Origin of the sequence: Alteromonas gilva, assembly GCF_028595265.1 — a bacterium.
In the GTDB taxonomy this organism is placed as follows: domain Bacteria; phylum Pseudomonadota; class Gammaproteobacteria; order Enterobacterales; family Alteromonadaceae; genus Alteromonas; species Alteromonas gilva.
Map to the genome: position 1 here is coordinate 208,472 of NZ_JAQQXP010000001.1, position 16,058 is coordinate 224,529.

A 16,058-nucleotide genomic window follows, 5' to 3' on the forward strand; every position below is an offset into this window, starting at 1 on the left:
TGACAACACTACAATTCAAAATGTTCACTTATTTGTCGGTTGCGGCTCTCAACTGCGTTGCCTTAAGCGGATGTATTGTGCCGGATACCACGCCAGATAAGCAATGGCGTATTGTTGAAGAAGGTGCCTATGCCGCCGATGTGTCAACTGATGGTAAGCTAAGCCTGGTATCAGGCATTAATAATGGTATTCACGTTTGGCGTTTTGGTGAAGACCAACCGCTATACCAATGGAGCCATCAGGGCGACGGAAACAACCTGGTGGCGAATGTGCATATTAGCGCAGACAATAGCTATGCGGTAACCTCAGACCGCGAAGCGTTTGCAACCTGGAGTTTAACAACCGGCGAACCGGTAGGGTTCTGGCGCATTGACGAGTCGAGTATTCGCGACGTGGCAATAGCCAATGGGGGGCGTGGCGTCGTGGTTGGGCGTTCAAACGGTCAGGTCATGTTTTTTGAGCCGGGCAGTGGACGACGTCTTGAATTTTTGGGTCATCAGGAACGTATCAACAGCGTAGATGTGACACCCAACGGTAAGTATGCGCTCACGGGGGGGAACGACTATGTTGCTTACCTGTGGAGCACCGAGTCGGGACAGGTTATTCATTCCTTTACCCATCCGAGTCGCGTTACCCTGGTTGCTCTTGATGATCAGGGGCGTTATGCGTTTACCGCTGACAGTCAGCAAAAGTCGCAGATTTGGAATGTTCAGACAGGTGAGCCCATCAGCCAGTTGCAATATATCGCACGCCAAAAGATATTTACTGATGCCGTATTCTCTGCGGATGGTAAGTACTTGCTTACAGGGGCGCCATCGCGGCGAATGTATTTATGGAATGTACAAACCGGCGAGCAGGTGGGCGAATGGAAAGTGGCACCGCGAGAAAATATGTCTCCACCATCAGCTGTTGTGTATGGTGTGGGTTTTATTGATGAAAAGAATCTAATTTCCGTCAGCAGTAGCGGGTTAGCGGAACTGTGGAGTATGCCAGAATCATGACAACATCTAATGAGGCCTTGGCGGCGCAATTAGTCGACGCCAATAATGCAATTGCTGAACTTGAAACTAAGTTAGCGTTTCAGGAATATACCATAGACGCGCTCAACGACGCGCTATCTAACCAGCAAATTCAAATCGAAAAAATGCAGTATCAGTTGCGCCACGTGATTGATAAAGTGAAAGGCATGGAGCCCTCGAATATTGCTAAAATGTCAGAAGAGGTTCCGCCACCCCATTACTAAGGCCTGTTATTTTCCCCTCAAACAAGGTTCTTTATCGCTTGTTATTCAGGGGCAATGTAGCGTGTGACTAACCAGCTTTGCGCTTGTTTTTTTAACAGCAATACCTGCTCACCCTGGCTGAATTGCTCATTGTTCTCCATGGGCTCAACCAGCAAATAATGGGCCTGGCCTGAACAATCGGTAAACTTAGCTTGCGCCGGACTGCGCGGACGCGCGACACCCGAGGTAATACAGCCTACCGTACCCACTAAATGTTCTATTGGTAAGGTCGCAGTAGGTTGTTCAGGCAACCAACGGGCGATTAAACCGCCACATTGTGCGGTAATGACGACGGCAATTAGCAAAGCCAGGGCTATAACCGGCCAGGGGTTAACGTAGGTGGCTAAAAAGTGTAAAGAAAGAAAGTTTAATACCAGGCCTGTAATGCCAAAACTGGTCACTAATAGCATCAGCCATACCAAGAAAGGGAGACGGTCGAGTGCAAGCCAGGTGGCGAGGGTTCTACCTGAGGCTGTATCACTGTGACGGTCGGTGGTTGCTTGCTCAGCCACAATACTCAGCAGGCTGACGCCAAAAAGCATACCGGTTATTTCGAGGGTAAGTAAGGTAAGCACCGCGCCAAGCCCGCAGCTAAACCAAATATTAGCCTCGTTTAATAAGAGTGATAACATAACCACCGTCCCTGATGTATGTTTACAGACAAGAAAAATTAGTGTAGCCCAGTTTCAAATTCCGGCAAAGATTTTTCGTTTTACCATTGGGGGATGTCAGCTGTTGCTATGATGGCAGGTATGGTTCACAGGTCAGGAGCTTTAAGCGGGCGCTTCGCCTGATACTATTACGGCCTGATTTTGCTGGCTAAATACAATCGCCACATCGTCATGCAGTTAACGGCTAACAGCGTGGCCTCAAGCAGGGTGCCGCCAATGGAGCCGACAATAATATTATTGGTAAGCCAGCAGATCGCACCGAGTAAAAAGGCAATCCGCATTTTTATACCAGATAAACAAAACAGCGCATAGGTACCAATACAGGTGCCCAGAATGGGAAACAAATCGTACCATGCATCGGCTAACGCCAGGCCAAGTACCAGTGCTATCACAATAAAAACATAGGCGACAATGCGGGAGCGGGTTTTAATGGACAGTCCGGTACGTACAACTGCCAGTAAGGCACTCAAACAGGCCGTTACTGCGCCAAGCAGTGCAAAGTGCAGAGCATGGTTTAAGTTCATCACCACCATCATAATACGCAGGCGCTGATCGTTGCGCTGATAAAAGCACAAAATGCCGAGTACAAAACTCAGCATGCCTACTGCCTGGGCTAAATTAAATTCTGGTAGCAAAATTAGTGAGTACTTACTGTTAGTGGTTGGCTAAATTTAATTTGGTTTAAACACACCAATGATGTTATCGCTGCCGCGACTGGCGGTTTTTACCTCTGCCTGGGGTTGCGTGTCAGTATAGTCACACTCAACACAGGCAAGTTTTTCTACGTTGTTCTCGAAAAATAACATAATGGTGTCCATGGCCTTACATTTAGGACAGGTTGCACCGGCAATAAAGCGTTTTCGTTGGCGTTGACTCATGCTACTCACACAATTAAATTAATCAAAATCTTTCGGGTAATTTTTTGACCTAAGCATAATCAACCGACAATCAGTTAATGCTAGCTCGATATTGTTAATACGGCAGGTGAGCAAATGCAGATCGCATGCAGACCTTCTGATAAACTACCCAGCCAGGCTATGTTATCACAGGTTATCGCAGTTTTATGATTCAGTTATCCGACGTTACGTTGATGCGCGGCAGCAAAGTTTTGCTTGATGGCGCGTCGGCGCAGGTATTTCCCGGTCACAAGGTTGCCCTCATCGGCAGTAATGGCTGTGGTAAATCAACGCTGTTTGCGTTATTGCGCGGCGAACTGAGTGTGGATGCCGGTGATTGCTCGCTGCCTGCTGACTGGCGCATTGTCAGCGTGGCCCAGGAAACCCCGGCGGTCAACCGTAGCGCTATCGATTATGTTATCGACGGTGATAAGCATCTGCGCCGTTTACAGCAACAGCTGGCCGACGCCGAGCAGGCCCATAATGGCGAGGCCATCGGCAAGTATCACGATTTGCTGGCACAGGCCGGCGCCTATGATGTTGAACCCAGAGCGGCGACGATTTTAGCCGGCTTGGGGTTTACCAATGAGCAACTCACCGCGCCGGTAACGGACTTTTCCGGTGGCTGGCGCATGCGTTTAAACCTGGCGCAGGCGCTGCTTTGCCCGTCAGATCTGCTGTTGCTTGATGAGCCCACCAACCACCTCGATTTAGATGCGGTAATTTGGCTGGAGCGCTGGTTGCAACGCTATCAGGGCACACTGCTGTTAATTTCTCACGATAAAGCGTTTATCGACAGTTGTGTGGCACAGATTATCAGCGTCGAACAACAAAAGCTTATTGCCTATACCGGTAATTATTCGAGCTACGAGACCCAACGCGCCGAGCGATTACGTTTACAGGATATTGAATACAGTAAACAGCAAGACAAGATAGCGCATCTGGAGTCGTTTATTAATCGCTTTAAGGCCAAGGCGAGTAAGGCCAAGCAGGCGCAAAGCCGCATCAAGCAACTGGAAAAAATGGAAACACTGCTGCCTGCACACCATGCCAGTCAGTTCAGTTTTGCCTTTAAACCACCCAGTGCGCTGCCAAATCCGTTGATACAAATGGAAAAAGTGATGCTCGGTTATGGCGAGCACATTGTTTTACAACAGGTTAAGTTAAATTTGGTACCCGGTAGTCGGATTGGTTTACTGGGCCGCAATGGACAGGGTAAGTCAACCCTGATCAAACTCCTCGCTGGCGTGCATGCGCCTAAAGCAGGGGTGTTTAACACCGCAAAAGGACTCAACGTTGGTTACTTTGCCCAGCATCAGCTCGAAACGCTTGATCCCAGCGCATCAGCCCTGTTACACCTGCAGCGACTCGACAGCAAAGCCACCGAGCAACAGCTGCGGGATTTTCTGGGCGGTTTTGGTTTTCACGGCGATGAAGCCACAGGGCCGGTAGCCCCCATGTCCGGTGGTGAGAAGGCGCGTTTGGTGCTGGCCCTTATTGTGTATCAAAAGCCTAATATGTTGTTACTCGATGAACCTACCAACCACCTCGACCTGGAAATGCGCCATGCCTTAAATATCGCCTTGCAGGGCTTTGAAGGGGCCATGGTGCTGGTCTCGCACGACCGTTATTTATTGTCGGCAGTGTGTGAAGAGTTTTACCTGGTTGATAGCGGCGACGTTGCCCCCTTTAGTGGCGATCTGGAAGATTACCGCGACTGGATTTTAGGGCAACAACAAAGCGATAAGGCATCCGCAACTGCGCCCGTCGACGACAAACCCAAGGTAGACCGCAAAGCAGAAAAACGCCGTGAAGCTGAGTTTCGCCAGTCTACCGCGCCGCTGCGCAAGCAAATACAAGAGGCTGAAAAGGCGATGGAAAAGCTTAATACTGCGCTCGCCGACGTGGAGAACGAACTCGCCAGAACCGAGCTTTACGAGGCCGATAAAAAAGCCCAGTTAATGAGCTATTTGGACAAACAAGCAAGTCTTAAATCTCAAATAGAGATTGAGGAGATGCAGTGGCTGGAGGCACAGGAAGCGTTGGAAGAGGCTAAAACCCGCTACGCGATCACTGCCTGACAATGACACAGCTAACCAAGGATACGTTTTGGCAGCACAGTGTAGCGGTTTACACTAAGGAAGGTGTTGCAAAGGCGTGTTTAACCCTGCAGGACCAGTATCAGGTTAATGTTAATTTACTGCTGTTGCTGCATTGGTGTATAACCCATCAATATCAGGTCGATGACGCACTGCTCACCCGGCTCAGGCAGGCCGTGGCGCAAACCGATCCGGTTATTCAGGCGCATCGCCAGCAGCGGCGCAACGCTAAGGGCACAGAACACTATGAAACGCTTAAGGCCATGGAGTTAGAGCTGGAAGCGCAGCAACAGGCAGCGCTGGTCGCCGTACTTAATCAATCACAGCCCATCGATAAGGCTGGCGACAGCAGTGATAACCATAGCATTCAGGTCGGCAAGTGGCTCAACCTGCCCGATAGCCACCAAATCAGACAGTTAATCAGTAAAGTAATCAACACATGACAACACCGTCTAGTCATACTCAAGGTTCTGCACACGGGCGAATAATACAAAGTAGTTTCAGGGCACCGCGCTGGGCTCGTAACCGCCACATTCAGACCATTTGGCCTCGCTTTCTGCAACAACGGTTACCGCTGAGTTACACCACCGAGCGGGTTAAGCTCGACGACGGTGATTTTATTGACCTTGCCTGGGGGCCCGCACCGGCAACACTGACCGGCATGGTGGTGATGTTTCATGGTCTGGAAGGTTCCATTAAATCGCACTATGCCAACGATATGATGGCGACGCTAAGCGATAATGGCTGGCAGGTGGTGCTCATGCATTTTCGCGGCTGCAGCGGCGAGGTCAACCTCACATCCCGGGCGTATCATTCGGGAGAAACCGGCGATCCAACGTTTATTATTAACCAGTTGCACAAACGCTACCCCGATGTACCAAAGGTGGCACTGGGTTTCTCCCTCGGCGGTAACATGCTGCTTAAGCTGTTGGGGGAAAACCCCGATAGTCTGGGCCTTAAGGCGGCCGTGGCGGTCTCTGCGCCGTTAAAACTGGATGAATGCGCATCGAGCGTGGATCAGGGGTTTTCCAAAGTATACCAAAAGTACCTGATCCGCAGCATGAAGCAAAACCTATTGCAAAAAATGCAGCGCATTGACTATCGCGATATTCTGCAGATAAGCGCCCACGAGGTAAACAATATTCACACCTTTTGGCAGTTCGACGAGCGTGTCACTGCGCCTTTACATGGCTTTGCCGACGCGCGTGACTACTATGAGCAATGCAGTGCGTATTTTTATTTAAAAGCCATTCATAGCCCGACCCTGATTATTCATGCGCTGGACGATCCCTTTATGAATCACACAATTATACCGCCTGAATCAGAACTGGGCAGACACGTCACGGTTGAATTGAGCGAAAACGGCGGCCATGTTGGCTTTATGTCTGGTACTCCCGCTCGCCCACAGATATGGTTGCAACAGCGGGTTAAACGCTATTTTTCTGATTTTTTGCCAACGCTGGAGTCACTATGATCATACCCATCGACGAGATCGCCGCAGAGACGTTGCACAACATTGCCAAAGAGTTTGTACTGCGTGAAGGCACCGATTATGGCGAGATTGAAACCGAACTCAGCACGAAGGTGGCACAGGTGGTATCACAGCTTAAAAGCGGTGAGGCACTGCTGGTGTATTCAGAGTTGCATGACACCGTAGACATACGCCCGGCGCGAGAGTACCGCGACGAAGCACAATAGGTATTGCCCCCGGATGAGGACCTTGCACAATAAAAAAACTCCGCCACGTCCGTGTGGCAGAGCATGCAAACCTGATTCTTTTTAACGCACAGAGTTTAAAATACGTAGCGGCCAGACAGCTGAAATACGTCTGCATCGTCCATTAATTCGTAGTTGGCGCCAACGGCCAGTTGCGGGTTCAGGTAGTAATACGCCCCCGCTTTAAACGTCATGTCGCCTTCATCAATATCCAGGTAGCCAAGCTCGCCATTAACTTCTATGTCCGGGGTAATGAAGCTGCGAACGCCGCCTACCAGACTGTAGCCGTTGTTGTCATAGTAATCAGAATCAATGCGCTCAAAATTAGCGCCCACGTAGACATCCGTCGTTGGGTTGAGTCTTAACCGATAGCCACCACCGAGTGTGAGCGTAGTGAAGTCGGCGCTGCGACTTTCCGCCCAGCCATATTCGCCGTTCAGATAAAAGTGCTTATCGAGAGAATATTTGCCATTAATTTGCAGGCCATCGGGGTCGAAACCGCCATCGCCGTCATAGCTCAGATAGCCGCCTTCCAGGTAACGCCAGTCAGGCGTCGCTGCTGTGCCCGGCACAGGAACAAACAAAAATGCCAGGGCTGCGCTGGTCAGAAATACCGTATTTTTCATCTTTACTACTCCGTTACTTGAAAACCTTGGTGTTTACACTGCCATCGCAAGCTTCAGGCCAGGCTGTAAGTTAAACTCGCTGGATATAATTTTTATCTTTTATTTACAATGGTTTAGGTTTGCTAATCGTTGTGCTGGCATTGTTGCCCGGGCGTAGTGCCGGCTATGCGTCTACCTATTTAGGTGATATTGTGTTGCAAATAAGCAACACTTTTGGGGATTAAACCATTCACGATAACCAGAGGAACAGCGCGGTGCAGCAAGCAAACGTAGTACAGCTGATGTGTAAGTTATTGTTTTTCTGTGGCTAAAAAATGCAGTTGAACTGAATAGACCAGATTGGATCGGCTTTTGCTCAATACCTCTGCATAAGCTTTTCGCATCGGTCTTAAAGCATGTAGCAGTGCTGAAGGTACCAAGGTAACGACTTTCACACGACTGCTTTACATCAAACGGAGATAACAATGCCAACAACCAATCGGTTATTAGTTTTACCAGCAATGTTGACGGCTAACGATCATCATCAATATGGTCTTCGCGGTAGTGCGCTGCTGCGCCGCATGCTTGCGTGCGTCACCATGTTTTTATTTGGCTCAGCCATGGCGCTGGCTGAGCCCGTCTCGGAAAATAATTTACCGCCCGCGTCAGCGCCTATTTTGCATAGCATCATCAATGATGCCCGCGCATCAGCGCAGCAAGACTACGAGATGACAGATCATAACCTGGCTGACGAGCTCAAAGACATGAGTTATGAGAACTATCGTGAAATTCGTTTCGATAGTGAAGACAGTTTATGGCGTGGCGTTAATAACTTTGAAGTGCAGTTTTTTCATCCCGGATTTTTGTACCAGCAACCGGTGAGTATTTTTACGGTTGGCGCCGATAATCAGGCGCAGCCTCTGCCATTTTCCCCGCAATCATTTAACTACACCGGTTCGGCGCAGCCGCTTGCTAAAGTCACCAAAGAAAGCGATGGCTATGCTGGGTTCAGAGTGCACTACCCGATTAAAAATAAGCAATACAAAGATGAATTTGCCGTGTTTCTGGGCGCGTCTTACTTTCGCTTAGTGGGTAAAGAGCATGTCTATGGGTTGTCTGCCCGTGGCCTGGCTATCGACACAGGGATGCCAGAAGGTGAGGAGTTTCCGCACTTTACATCGTTTTGGCTGATTGAGCCTGACGATGGCGATGCAATGATTATTTATGCCCGCTTAGAAAGCCCGTCGGTGAGCGCCGCTTACAAGTTTACCGTGATGCCCGGTCGCCAAACCACTATGCAGGTAGAAAGCTGGTTGTTTGCCCGGGAAGACGTTACCAAACTGGGTATCGCGCCCTTTACCAGCATGTTTTTGTACGGCGAAAACACCGCGGTAAAACCCGATGACTACCGCCCGGAGGTACACGACAGCGATGGTATGGTGTTGCGCACCAGCAATGGCGAGCAAATCTGGCGAGTGCTGACCAATCCTGCCCAGTTGCAAATTACGTCGTTAAGCGATAATGCTCCGGCGGGCTTTGGCATGCTCCAGCGTGACACCCGCTTTGCCAGCTATTTGGATGGCGAGGCCAATTACCATCAGCGCCCCGGACTGTGGGTCACCCCCAAAACCGGCTTTGGCGAAGGTCGTTTAGAGCTGGTGGAAATTCCTACGCAATCGGAAACTCACGACAATATTGTGGCGTACTGGGTGCCGGCAGAGCCCCTACTGTCTGGCGAAAGCCGTTACTTTGCTTATCAGCTCGACACTGTGACCGGCAACAAAGAATCAACGCTGGCAACGGTGGTTCGCACCCGTCAGGGGGCAGCGGTGTTGCCAGGCGAAAAAAATAAGCAGGTTAAATCCCGCCGTTTTGCGGTGGACTTCGCCGTCCCCGAAAATCTGAAAATCGAAGCGGAGGCACTTAACCTGGCGGTGGAAACTAACCAGGGGCAAATTCACCACGCGCGGGTGTACCCGGTAAATGACGGCAATCTGCTGCGCGCCACATTTTTGCTAACCCCTCAGAAAGCCCAACCTGCCGATATGCGTGTGTATCTTCAGCAGGACAATCAACTAATTAGTGAGGTTTGGAACTATGTCTATCATGCACAATAATGCTCACTTGAATTCGCGCAATACCTCGCCCAATGTGCCTTCAACGCTGCAGACGTTTGGCGCCGGCGCACGGTTATTGATGATGGCGCTTCTGGTCTTACCCACTGCGGGTCTGGCGACCTGGAGCCTGTACGAAATCTTTAAACCCAATCACCTTACCGCGCTGGAAACCGCGCAACTGGGCCTTAGTATGCTGCTGTTTATCTGGCTGGCGATGTCGTTCTGGACAGCGGCGATTGGTTTCGTGCTTAAGCTTTTTAATATTGATCCACTGAGCCTGCGTAAAGCCTTACCGGCGCCCGACACCGGAGCAGAATTATGCCAGCGTCACGCGGTGGTCATGCCGGTTTACAACGAAGATACACGGCGCATTATGGTGGGATTTGAGGCCTGTGTTCGTGAGCTGGCAGAAACCAGCAATGGCAAACAGTTTGATTTTTACATGCTCAGTGACACCACCGAGCCGGCCAGGGCAGAAGCCGAACTCAATGCCTGGCAGGCGCTGACGTCGCGCTTAGGTATTTATAGTGAGCAGGTGTTTTACCGTCGACGCGAGCAAAACACCGGCCGTAAGGTGGGTAACCTGGCCGATTTTTGTCAGCGCTGGGGAAGTCGTTACGAAGCGATGATTGTACTGGATGCTGACAGTGTCATGTCGGGTGAGCGCATGGCCGATCTGGCTTACCGTATTGAGCAAAACCCCGACACGGCATTGATACAAACCATCCCTATGCCGGTCCGTCAGAATACCTTTTTCGCCCGCTTTGTGCAGTTTGCAGCGCATTTATACAGTCCAATGCTGGCGACCGGGCTGTCGTTCTGGCAAACCGACAGTGCAAATTACTGGGGGCATAACGCGATCATTCGTATTGCGCCTTTCATCCAGCACTGTGGTTTACCTACCCTGGCCGGTAAAGCGCCTTTTGGTGGCGAAATCCTCAGTCACGACTTTGTTGAAGCCGCGCTGTTGCGCCGGGCCGGATGGCAGGCTTATTTGCTTACCGATACCACCGGCAGCTATGAAGAAGTACCGTCCAATATGCTCGAGTACGCCACCCGTGACCGCCGCTGGGTGCAGGGCAATATTCAACACCTGGGGTTACTCAGCATTAAAGGCCTGAAACTGACCAGCCGCTTGCACTTTTTATTTGGCGCTTTTGCGTATATGTCATCGCTACTGCTGCTACTGGTGCTGGCCTTTGGTACTGCCGATGCCCTCTACCGTGCCTTAACACCGGTGGCGTTCTTTTCCGCCGAGTACCAGCTATTCCCCGATTGGCAGATAGCGCGGCAAGGTCTCATGTTCGCCACCATGTGGATGACCGTCGCACTGTTGTTTATGCCTAAAATACTGGGGTTAGTGCTGGCAATCATACAGCGTCGTAATGAGTTTGGCGGCGTGTGGCGCCTGCTCAAAGGCGGCATAATGGAGCTGGCGATGGCCATTATCATTGCACCGCTAATGATGTTTTATCACAGTTATTTTGTGCTCAGCGTGTTTGTAGGGCACTCGGTAAAATGGGAAGCACAAGCTCGCGAAGGTAGCATGGTGCCCTGGTTAACATCGTTAAGACGCGGTTATGTAGCAACCCTCGTTGCGCTGGTATGGGGGGGTGTCACCTTTTACTATACGCCCGGCTTATTTACCTGGTTGCTGCCGGTATTATCGGGCCTGCTGCTGGCCGCCCCGCTTATTCGCCTGACCTCAAGCCCGACATTAGGCCAAATGAGCAAGCGCGCCGGCATATTTGTTATTCAGGATGAACTGAATGAATGCCGGGCGCTTAAACGGGTTCGCCGCGGTATGGCAAATATCAGTTACAGCGAAACGGATATTCTGTATGCATCGGTGCCAGCACTGCCGGCAACAGCCTGGCGGCCCATGATCATTCAGGACTTTACCGTGTACCCCGACACTCGCCTGCCGCTAGCGGCGCAGACGGCGACCTAGCCACCCCTGGCAACAGCTTTACAGGCTGCATAGTAATACCGTTAGCCGGCTTTGAGGCCGGCTAAATAGCGCTTGCCTCGCGCGTTAATGGTGAGCTGGCCGCAATACCGACTGTCGGTGGCAGCAGTAGTATGCCCCGGCATTACAATTAAATCGCCCTGATGCGGTAATCCGCTGCGACTAACTAAAATCTTCGATTGAATTGATTCGTAATGAAGGACACACTTAAGCCTGTGATTATATAAGAGGCTATCAAATGACCGGACGTTGGTCGTTAAAAACCCGTTTTACACTGTTAGTGGTGGCATTGGTCAGCGGCTCTATACTGCTTTTGAGCGGGCTCGTTTATAGCGTTTCCTCAGAGTACATTCGAAACTCAATTGGCGAATCAATGGTTGAGCGCTCCGATCACCTGGCTGCGCAACTCGATCAGGATATGGCTGCCAGAGTGCAGGAAATATTGCTACTGACCAGCTTGTATCAGACCAATAATCAGCTTTCCGACGATGAAATTCGTGCTCAGCTCGAGCAAATACAAGCGCAGCACAGTGTCGCGTCGTGGATAGGGTTATTAAATAGTGAGGGCATAGTACGCGTTGCTACGGGGGGCATTCTCGAAGGCGTCAATATTGCCCATCGACCGGTGTTTCAATCAGGCAGCCAACAGCTGTGGTTAGGTGATGTACACGATGCAATATTGCTCTCTAAACTGTTACCTAATCCCTCGGGCGAACCCATAAAGTTTGTTGATGTAGCTGCACCCTTGCGAGGCGAAAATGGCGCCCTGGAGGGCGTGCTGGCCATGCACTTAAGCTGGGAATGGGCTGTGAAAGTTATGCAGTCTATGTTTGAGTCGAACCACACAAAAGCTTATCCGCTGGAATATTTTGTGCTCAGCGAAAGTCATACGATATTACTGGGACCCAAAGCATCGATAGGTACGCCTATCAGTCGTCTTGTTGATTTAGAGCATGCCTCGCAAGAAGATAATGGCGGCTGGAACATTCGCCAATGGTCAGATGGCCGTTATCTCACCGCAATGAGTAAAACCAAAGGGTATGCAGAGTATGCCGGTTTAGGTTGGGATGTCGTGGTCAGAGTGCCGGAGCAAAACGCGTTTGCGCCGGTCAATTTACTGCAAGTCAAAATTGCCATATTAGGCGTCATTATGCTGTTGATATTTGCCGGCACCGGATGGTTCTTTACGGCGCGCTTCTCTGATCCGCTGGTGCGACTGGCCAGAGCGGCTGATAAAATCAAAACGTTGCAGGATGAAACTACAATCCCTGAAGAGCATGCCTCGCTCGAAATCGAAGGCTTATCCAGATCATTGAATGAATTATTGCTGCGGTTGAAGTCGCAGCGGGAAGAAATTGACGATCTAGAAGATATTGTGCATACCGATCCTTTAACCGGTTTGCCTAATCGTGCATTTTTAAAAGAGTATTTGCAGCATTTAACCCCCGAAGCAAAGCGCAACAATTTAGCTATTGGCTTGCTCTACATTGACCTTGATAGCTTTAAAGAGGTCAACGATACCCTTGGTCATCACGCCGGTGATATTCTGCTGCAAACGGTGTCGAAAAGATTAACCGACGTTATTCGTGGTGAGGACATTGTGGCCCGTATCGGCGGCGATGAATTTGTTATGGTGGTAAAAAGCAGCCGCGCCGATATCGAGAGCTTACTGGCCGATTTAGGCTCAAGAGCGGTTAAACAGATATCCGGAGCCACCGATGTCGGTGAGGACCAGGATGTTCAGATTGGCGGCAGTGTGGGTGCAGCCTGGTGGCCGCACCATAGCCGCGATATTAACACTGTCGCTAAATATGCCGACGAAGCGCTCTATCAGGCTAAACGAAATGGTAAGGGGCAATTTCAGCTTTATCATTCGACCAGTGAGGAATAACCGGGCGGCCGCCCCTTTATACAATTACTGGTGGACAGGTATGTTGAACGCGAACACCAGCTTACCGCTTACAGCCTACAACTGATTTGGTTACTAACGGACCCTGTTTTTCCCGCAAGCATTTAACATAAAGTAAATGCTTACACACTTTGAGCGTTAGATTTAGTAATGATTAAACGCAACAACACAAATATCAGGCGCGCCTCTTTGTCTGCTGTAAGCACAATACCAGCGGCGCCACCTACGCTTATCGTTGAGAAATAAGCGGTTGTGTGTATTATAATTAACAGAGCATGATCAAAAGATGGCAGGAGCAAGGTAATGCAAGTGGGTACAAGGATATCAATACCGGTATTGCAGACAACGCGGCTACGGACGCTCTGTATTTTAGGTGTTTACCTGTTACTGACAGGGTGCGTCACCAATAAAGAAATGGTGATTGTGGAGTCTGGTGTGAAAATTGAGTGCAGAGGACTGTTTACCACCAATGATGACGACTGTGATCAGGCTTATTCCTTCGCTAATGGCATGCACGACCACTACGAGCAGCAATTGAAACCGATGCATGAACGCCAGGATATCCTGAGTGAGCAGATGCGCGAGTACAATCAGTCCGGTCGGCATTAACCTGTCCATACGTTGTGGGCATAGGCTGATAATCAGGCTCGGTGGCGAGCGCATTCCTAAAAAGCCTATTCGCCCTGGGCGCCGAAAAGTCCGGATTGCACAGCGAGTCAGCACTCGCTAATCGCACAGAAAACAAAAAAGGAGCAATCACTTGCTCCTTTTTGCTATGCGTGGACGCTGGCTACATTTCAAATGTCACCGAGAAAGTCACCGGTGAAGTATGCGTAATACTCTTTAAGCCGGCGATGTCTTGTAACATGTCAAGGCCTGCGGCTAAACCAAAGGTTTCTGCGCCAATCAAGGTTGGTGACACGGTACTGACAACCAGGGTGTCGTCGGCAACCTTACTGACACTGACATTAAAGCTGACAGGAGCTTCGATGCCGTGCAGCGATAACGTGCCGTCTACCTTGGCCATTTTGCTGAGCCCGGTATCAAGGCTCATTAATTCTTCAGGTACGCTTGCCGTAAAGGTGGCAGTGGGGAATTTTGCCACATTAAACAGCTTTTCCTGCATGCGCGTATCGCGAATGGCAATAGAGGTGTTCACGGAACTCAGTGGTACCTCGATAGTCAGCTGACCGGCGTCAGTCACGGTGCCGGATAACTCCCCGAAACTGTGCACCTCAGTAACTTGTGCATTTTTCGTTGACATAAAATGCAGGCTCGATTGCTCGGCATTCACTGACCAGTCGGCAAACACAGGGCTGGCCAACAGGCCGCTGAGAAGAACAAGTGATTGTTTAATCATAAAAATACTGACTCCTTAGTATTGGATTATATCCCGCCATGGCACGCTCTGATCGCCCAGAACTATAAAATCGGGGTTTTCAAGTGTATTACGCTGATTGTAACTCAGTGGTTCAAAATCAGCCGCATAGATTGCGCCGCCTGCTTCCGACACAATGCATTGTGACGCGCCGGTATCCCATTCGCCGGTTACCCCTAAACGCATAAATGCGTCGGCTTTACCTTCGGCAATAAAACAGGATTTTAGCGAGCAGCTGCCTAGTGGCAGGGTTTGATAAACGCGTTTTGCACACAGCTTTGACACCACCCGCTCACGGGGCTGGCGACGGCTGATGGCCAGAATAACCACACTGTTATCCGGATCATCAAGCTTACGCACCGAAATTGGGCCACTGTCGCCGGGCGAATCTTTAAACGCCCCGTGTCCGCTTAATGCATAATACAGGGTTTGACCCGGCGGCCAGAAAATCACCCCTATCTTAGGCTGATTGTTTTCGATCAGGGCGATATTCACGGCAAAATCGCCGCTGCGTGCGATAAACTCCTGGGTGCCGTCTATCGGATCGATTAACCAGTAGCGCTGCCAGGTTCTGCGTTCATGCAGATTGGCATGTTTGGTTTCTTCCGACAATATAGGAATATCAGGAGTTAATGCCTTAAGGCGATCAGTAATAATTTCGTTGGCCTTATAGTCGGCACTGGTCACCGGTGATTCGTCGTCTTTCTGGTAACTCTCAAAGTCGCCGTCGTCGTAGAGCTGCATGATAGCTTCGCCAGCTTCCAGTGCAGCGTCTTTGGCGATTTGTAATAGCGCCTCGTCGTTAATCTCAGACATAGTTGTGCTCCTTTAACCACTTTTGAGCCAAAAACAGTGCCGCAATGCAGCGGGCTTCGATAAAATCCTCGCGGGCTAATAATTCGTCTGCCTGAGCAATTGGCCAGCGAACCAGTTCTAGGGGTTCGGGCTCATCGCCGGGCAGGGTTTCAGGATAGAGGTCCTGAGCCATAACAATATTCATCTGGGCATTAAAAAAGGTCGGTGCCATGTTCACCTTGTGAATGGCTTCGAGCTGGCGGGCGCCAAATCCGGCTTCTTCTTTCAGTTCCCGGTTGGCTGCTTCCAGCACACTCTCACCTTTATCAATCAGACCTTTGGGAAAGCCCAGCTCGTAGCTATGGGTGCCCGCCGCATATTCTCTGACTAACAAAAAATCGCCGTCCTGAATGGCAACAATCATTACTGCGCCACGGCTGTAACCGGCCATACGTTCAAACTGGCGGGTGGCACCGTTGGTAAATTCAAGATCAACACGCTCAACACGAAAAAAACGGCTTTCAGCCACAATTTCGCGCTCATGAATGTGCGGTAGCGTTTTGTCCTTTTCAATATTGCTCATGTTGTTTAGGCCAGTCTTTCGTTATCATATTGTCTGAC

The 16,058-nt window shown here is 50.2% G+C and carries 17 protein-coding genes; 10 read left to right on the top strand and 7 right to left on the bottom strand.

What is annotated here, in order from left to right; translation table 11 throughout:
• Positions 1 to 20 precede the first annotated feature (20 nt).
• Positions 21 to 1,001 (top strand): WD40 repeat domain-containing protein, encoded by a 981-nt coding sequence (locus OIK42_RS00970; RefSeq protein ID WP_273641355.1) that lies wholly within the window; start codon positions 21 to 23, stop codon positions 999 to 1,001.
• Positions 998 to 1,243, top strand: a complete 246-nt coding sequence (locus OIK42_RS00975) for a SlyX family protein (protein ID WP_273637686.1) — start codon at positions 998 to 1,000, stop codon at positions 1,241 to 1,243. The genes OIK42_RS00970 and OIK42_RS00975 overlap by 4 nt, the downstream gene beginning before the upstream one ends.
• Positions 1,244 to 1,284: 41 nt before the next feature.
• Here the strand turns inward: OIK42_RS00975 and OIK42_RS00980 are convergent, their stop codons facing one another.
• From OIK42_RS00980 to OIK42_RS00990, 3 genes are all read right to left on the bottom strand, one after another.
• Entirely contained in the window at positions 1,285 to 1,914 is a 630-nt protein-coding gene (locus OIK42_RS00980) for an OB-fold-containig protein (RefSeq protein WP_273637687.1), read from the bottom strand.
• A gap of 167 nt (positions 1,915 to 2,081) precedes the next feature.
• Positions 2,082 to 2,588 (bottom strand): YgjV family protein, encoded by a 507-nt coding sequence (locus OIK42_RS00985; RefSeq protein WP_273637688.1) that lies wholly within the window; start codon positions 2,586 to 2,588, stop codon positions 2,082 to 2,084.
• Between the two features lie 36 nt (positions 2,589 to 2,624).
• Positions 2,625 to 2,831: a YheV family putative zinc ribbon protein gene (locus OIK42_RS00990; protein WP_273637689.1), complete on the bottom strand. Its 207-nt coding sequence runs from the start codon at positions 2,829 to 2,831 to the stop codon at positions 2,625 to 2,627.
• Positions 2,832 to 3,016: 185 nt separating this feature from the next.
• On the opposite strand from OIK42_RS00990, the gene OIK42_RS00995 reads away from it, so the two are divergent.
• From OIK42_RS00995 to OIK42_RS01010, 4 genes are read left to right on the top strand one after another with little or no spacing between them, the layout of a single operon-like run.
• Positions 3,017 to 4,930: an ATP-binding cassette domain-containing protein gene (locus OIK42_RS00995; RefSeq protein ID WP_273637690.1), complete on the top strand. Its 1,914-nt coding sequence runs from the start codon at positions 3,017 to 3,019 to the stop codon at positions 4,928 to 4,930.
• A gap of 2 nt (positions 4,931 to 4,932) precedes the next feature.
• Positions 4,933 to 5,391, top strand: coding sequence for a TIGR02444 family protein (locus tag OIK42_RS01000; RefSeq protein WP_273637691.1), 459 nt, complete (start codon positions 4,933 to 4,935; stop codon positions 5,389 to 5,391).
• The gene (locus OIK42_RS01005; RefSeq protein ID WP_273637692.1) at positions 5,388 to 6,422 is read left to right on the top strand and encodes a hydrolase; all 1,035 of its coding nucleotides are present in this window, start codon (positions 5,388 to 5,390) and stop codon (positions 6,420 to 6,422) included. The genes OIK42_RS01000 and OIK42_RS01005 overlap by 4 nt, the downstream gene beginning before the upstream one ends.
• On the top strand, positions 6,419 to 6,646 hold the full coding sequence (locus tag OIK42_RS01010; RefSeq protein ID WP_273637693.1) for a YheU family protein: 228 nt from the start codon (positions 6,419 to 6,421) through the stop codon (positions 6,644 to 6,646). The genes OIK42_RS01005 and OIK42_RS01010 overlap by 4 nt, the downstream gene beginning before the upstream one ends.
• A gap of 95 nt (positions 6,647 to 6,741) precedes the next feature.
• Here OIK42_RS01010 and OIK42_RS01015 read toward each other — a convergent pair whose 3' ends face one another.
• Positions 6,742 to 7,290, bottom strand: a complete 549-nt coding sequence (locus OIK42_RS01015; RefSeq protein WP_273637694.1) for an outer membrane beta-barrel protein — start codon at positions 7,288 to 7,290, stop codon at positions 6,742 to 6,744.
• A 464-nt stretch (positions 7,291 to 7,754) separates the two neighbouring features.
• Between OIK42_RS01015 and OIK42_RS01020 the strand changes: the two genes are divergently transcribed.
• The 4 genes from OIK42_RS01020 (at position 7,755) to OIK42_RS01035 (ending at position 13,873) form a co-directional block, all read left to right on the top strand.
• Positions 7,755 to 9,386, top strand: coding sequence for an OpgD/OpgG family glucan biosynthesis protein (locus tag OIK42_RS01020; RefSeq protein WP_273637695.1), 1,632 nt, complete (start codon positions 7,755 to 7,757; stop codon positions 9,384 to 9,386).
• Entirely contained in the window at positions 9,367 to 11,337 is a 1,971-nt protein-coding gene (mdoH, locus tag OIK42_RS01025; protein WP_273637696.1) for a glucans biosynthesis glucosyltransferase MdoH, read from the top strand. Before OIK42_RS01020 ends, mdoH begins: the two co-directional genes overlap by 20 nt.
• A 256-nt stretch (positions 11,338 to 11,593) precedes the next feature.
• The gene (locus tag OIK42_RS01030; protein ID WP_273637697.1) at positions 11,594 to 13,246 is read left to right on the top strand and encodes a diguanylate cyclase domain-containing protein; all 1,653 of its coding nucleotides are present in this window, start codon (positions 11,594 to 11,596) and stop codon (positions 13,244 to 13,246) included.
• A 321-nt stretch (positions 13,247 to 13,567) separates the two neighbouring features.
• A complete protein-coding gene (locus OIK42_RS01035) occupies positions 13,568 to 13,873 on the top strand; it encodes a hypothetical protein (protein ID WP_273637698.1) in 306 nt (101 codons plus the stop codon).
• 181 nt (positions 13,874 to 14,054) lie between these two features.
• Here OIK42_RS01035 and OIK42_RS01040 read toward each other — a convergent pair whose 3' ends face one another.
• The 3 genes from OIK42_RS01040 to nudE are packed head-to-tail and all read right to left on the bottom strand — an operon-like array spanning position 14,055 to position 16,020.
• Complete coding sequence (locus tag OIK42_RS01040; RefSeq protein ID WP_273637699.1) at positions 14,055 to 14,624, bottom strand: YceI family protein; 570 nt, start codon at positions 14,622 to 14,624, stop codon at positions 14,055 to 14,057.
• A 15-nt stretch (positions 14,625 to 14,639) separates the two neighbouring features.
• A complete protein-coding gene (cysQ, locus tag OIK42_RS01045; RefSeq protein WP_273637700.1) occupies positions 14,640 to 15,458 on the bottom strand; it encodes a 3'(2'),5'-bisphosphate nucleotidase CysQ in 819 nt (272 codons plus the stop codon).
• Complete coding sequence (gene nudE / locus OIK42_RS01050) at positions 15,451 to 16,020, bottom strand: ADP compounds hydrolase NudE (RefSeq protein WP_273637701.1); 570 nt, start codon at positions 16,018 to 16,020, stop codon at positions 15,451 to 15,453. The genes cysQ and nudE overlap by 8 nt, the downstream gene beginning before the upstream one ends.
• Positions 16,021 to 16,058: the final 38 nt, after the last annotated feature.

Excerpts from the sequence above, each read along its gene's own strand:
- OIK42_RS00970 (WP_273641355.1), top strand. The coding sequence starts at position 21 with ATGTTCACTTATTTGTCGGTTGCGGCTCTCAACTGCGTTGCCTTAAGC.
- OIK42_RS00975 (WP_273637686.1), top strand. The coding sequence starts at position 998 with ATGACAACATCTAATGAGGCCTTGGCGGCGCAATTAGTCGACGCCAAT.
- OIK42_RS00980 (WP_273637687.1), bottom strand. The coding sequence starts at position 1,914 with ATGTTATCACTCTTATTAAACGAGGCTAATATTTGGTTTAGCTGCGGG.
- OIK42_RS00990 (WP_273637689.1), bottom strand. The coding sequence starts at position 2,831 with ATGAGTCAACGCCAACGAAAACGCTTTATTGCCGGTGCAACCTGTCCT.
- OIK42_RS00995 (WP_273637690.1), top strand. The coding sequence starts at position 3,017 with ATGATTCAGTTATCCGACGTTACGTTGATGCGCGGCAGCAAAGTTTTG.
- OIK42_RS01000 (WP_273637691.1), top strand. The coding sequence starts at position 4,933 with ATGACACAGCTAACCAAGGATACGTTTTGGCAGCACAGTGTAGCGGTT.
- OIK42_RS01005 (WP_273637692.1), top strand. The coding sequence starts at position 5,388 with ATGACAACACCGTCTAGTCATACTCAAGGTTCTGCACACGGGCGAATA.
- OIK42_RS01010 (WP_273637693.1), top strand. The coding sequence starts at position 6,419 with ATGATCATACCCATCGACGAGATCGCCGCAGAGACGTTGCACAACATT.
- OIK42_RS01015 (WP_273637694.1), bottom strand. The coding sequence starts at position 7,290 with ATGAAAAATACGGTATTTCTGACCAGCGCAGCCCTGGCATTTTTGTTT.
- OIK42_RS01020 (WP_273637695.1), top strand. The coding sequence starts at position 7,755 with ATGCCAACAACCAATCGGTTATTAGTTTTACCAGCAATGTTGACGGCT.
- mdoH (WP_273637696.1), top strand. The coding sequence starts at position 9,367 with ATGTCTATCATGCACAATAATGCTCACTTGAATTCGCGCAATACCTCG.
- OIK42_RS01030 (WP_273637697.1), top strand. The coding sequence starts at position 11,594 with ATGACCGGACGTTGGTCGTTAAAAACCCGTTTTACACTGTTAGTGGTG.
- OIK42_RS01035 (WP_273637698.1), top strand. The coding sequence starts at position 13,568 with ATGCAAGTGGGTACAAGGATATCAATACCGGTATTGCAGACAACGCGG.
- OIK42_RS01040 (WP_273637699.1), bottom strand. The coding sequence starts at position 14,624 with ATGATTAAACAATCACTTGTTCTTCTCAGCGGCCTGTTGGCCAGCCCT.
- cysQ (WP_273637700.1), bottom strand. The coding sequence starts at position 15,458 with ATGTCTGAGATTAACGACGAGGCGCTATTACAAATCGCCAAAGACGCT.
- nudE (WP_273637701.1), bottom strand. The coding sequence starts at position 16,020 with ATGAGCAATATTGAAAAGGACAAAACGCTACCGCACATTCATGAGCGC.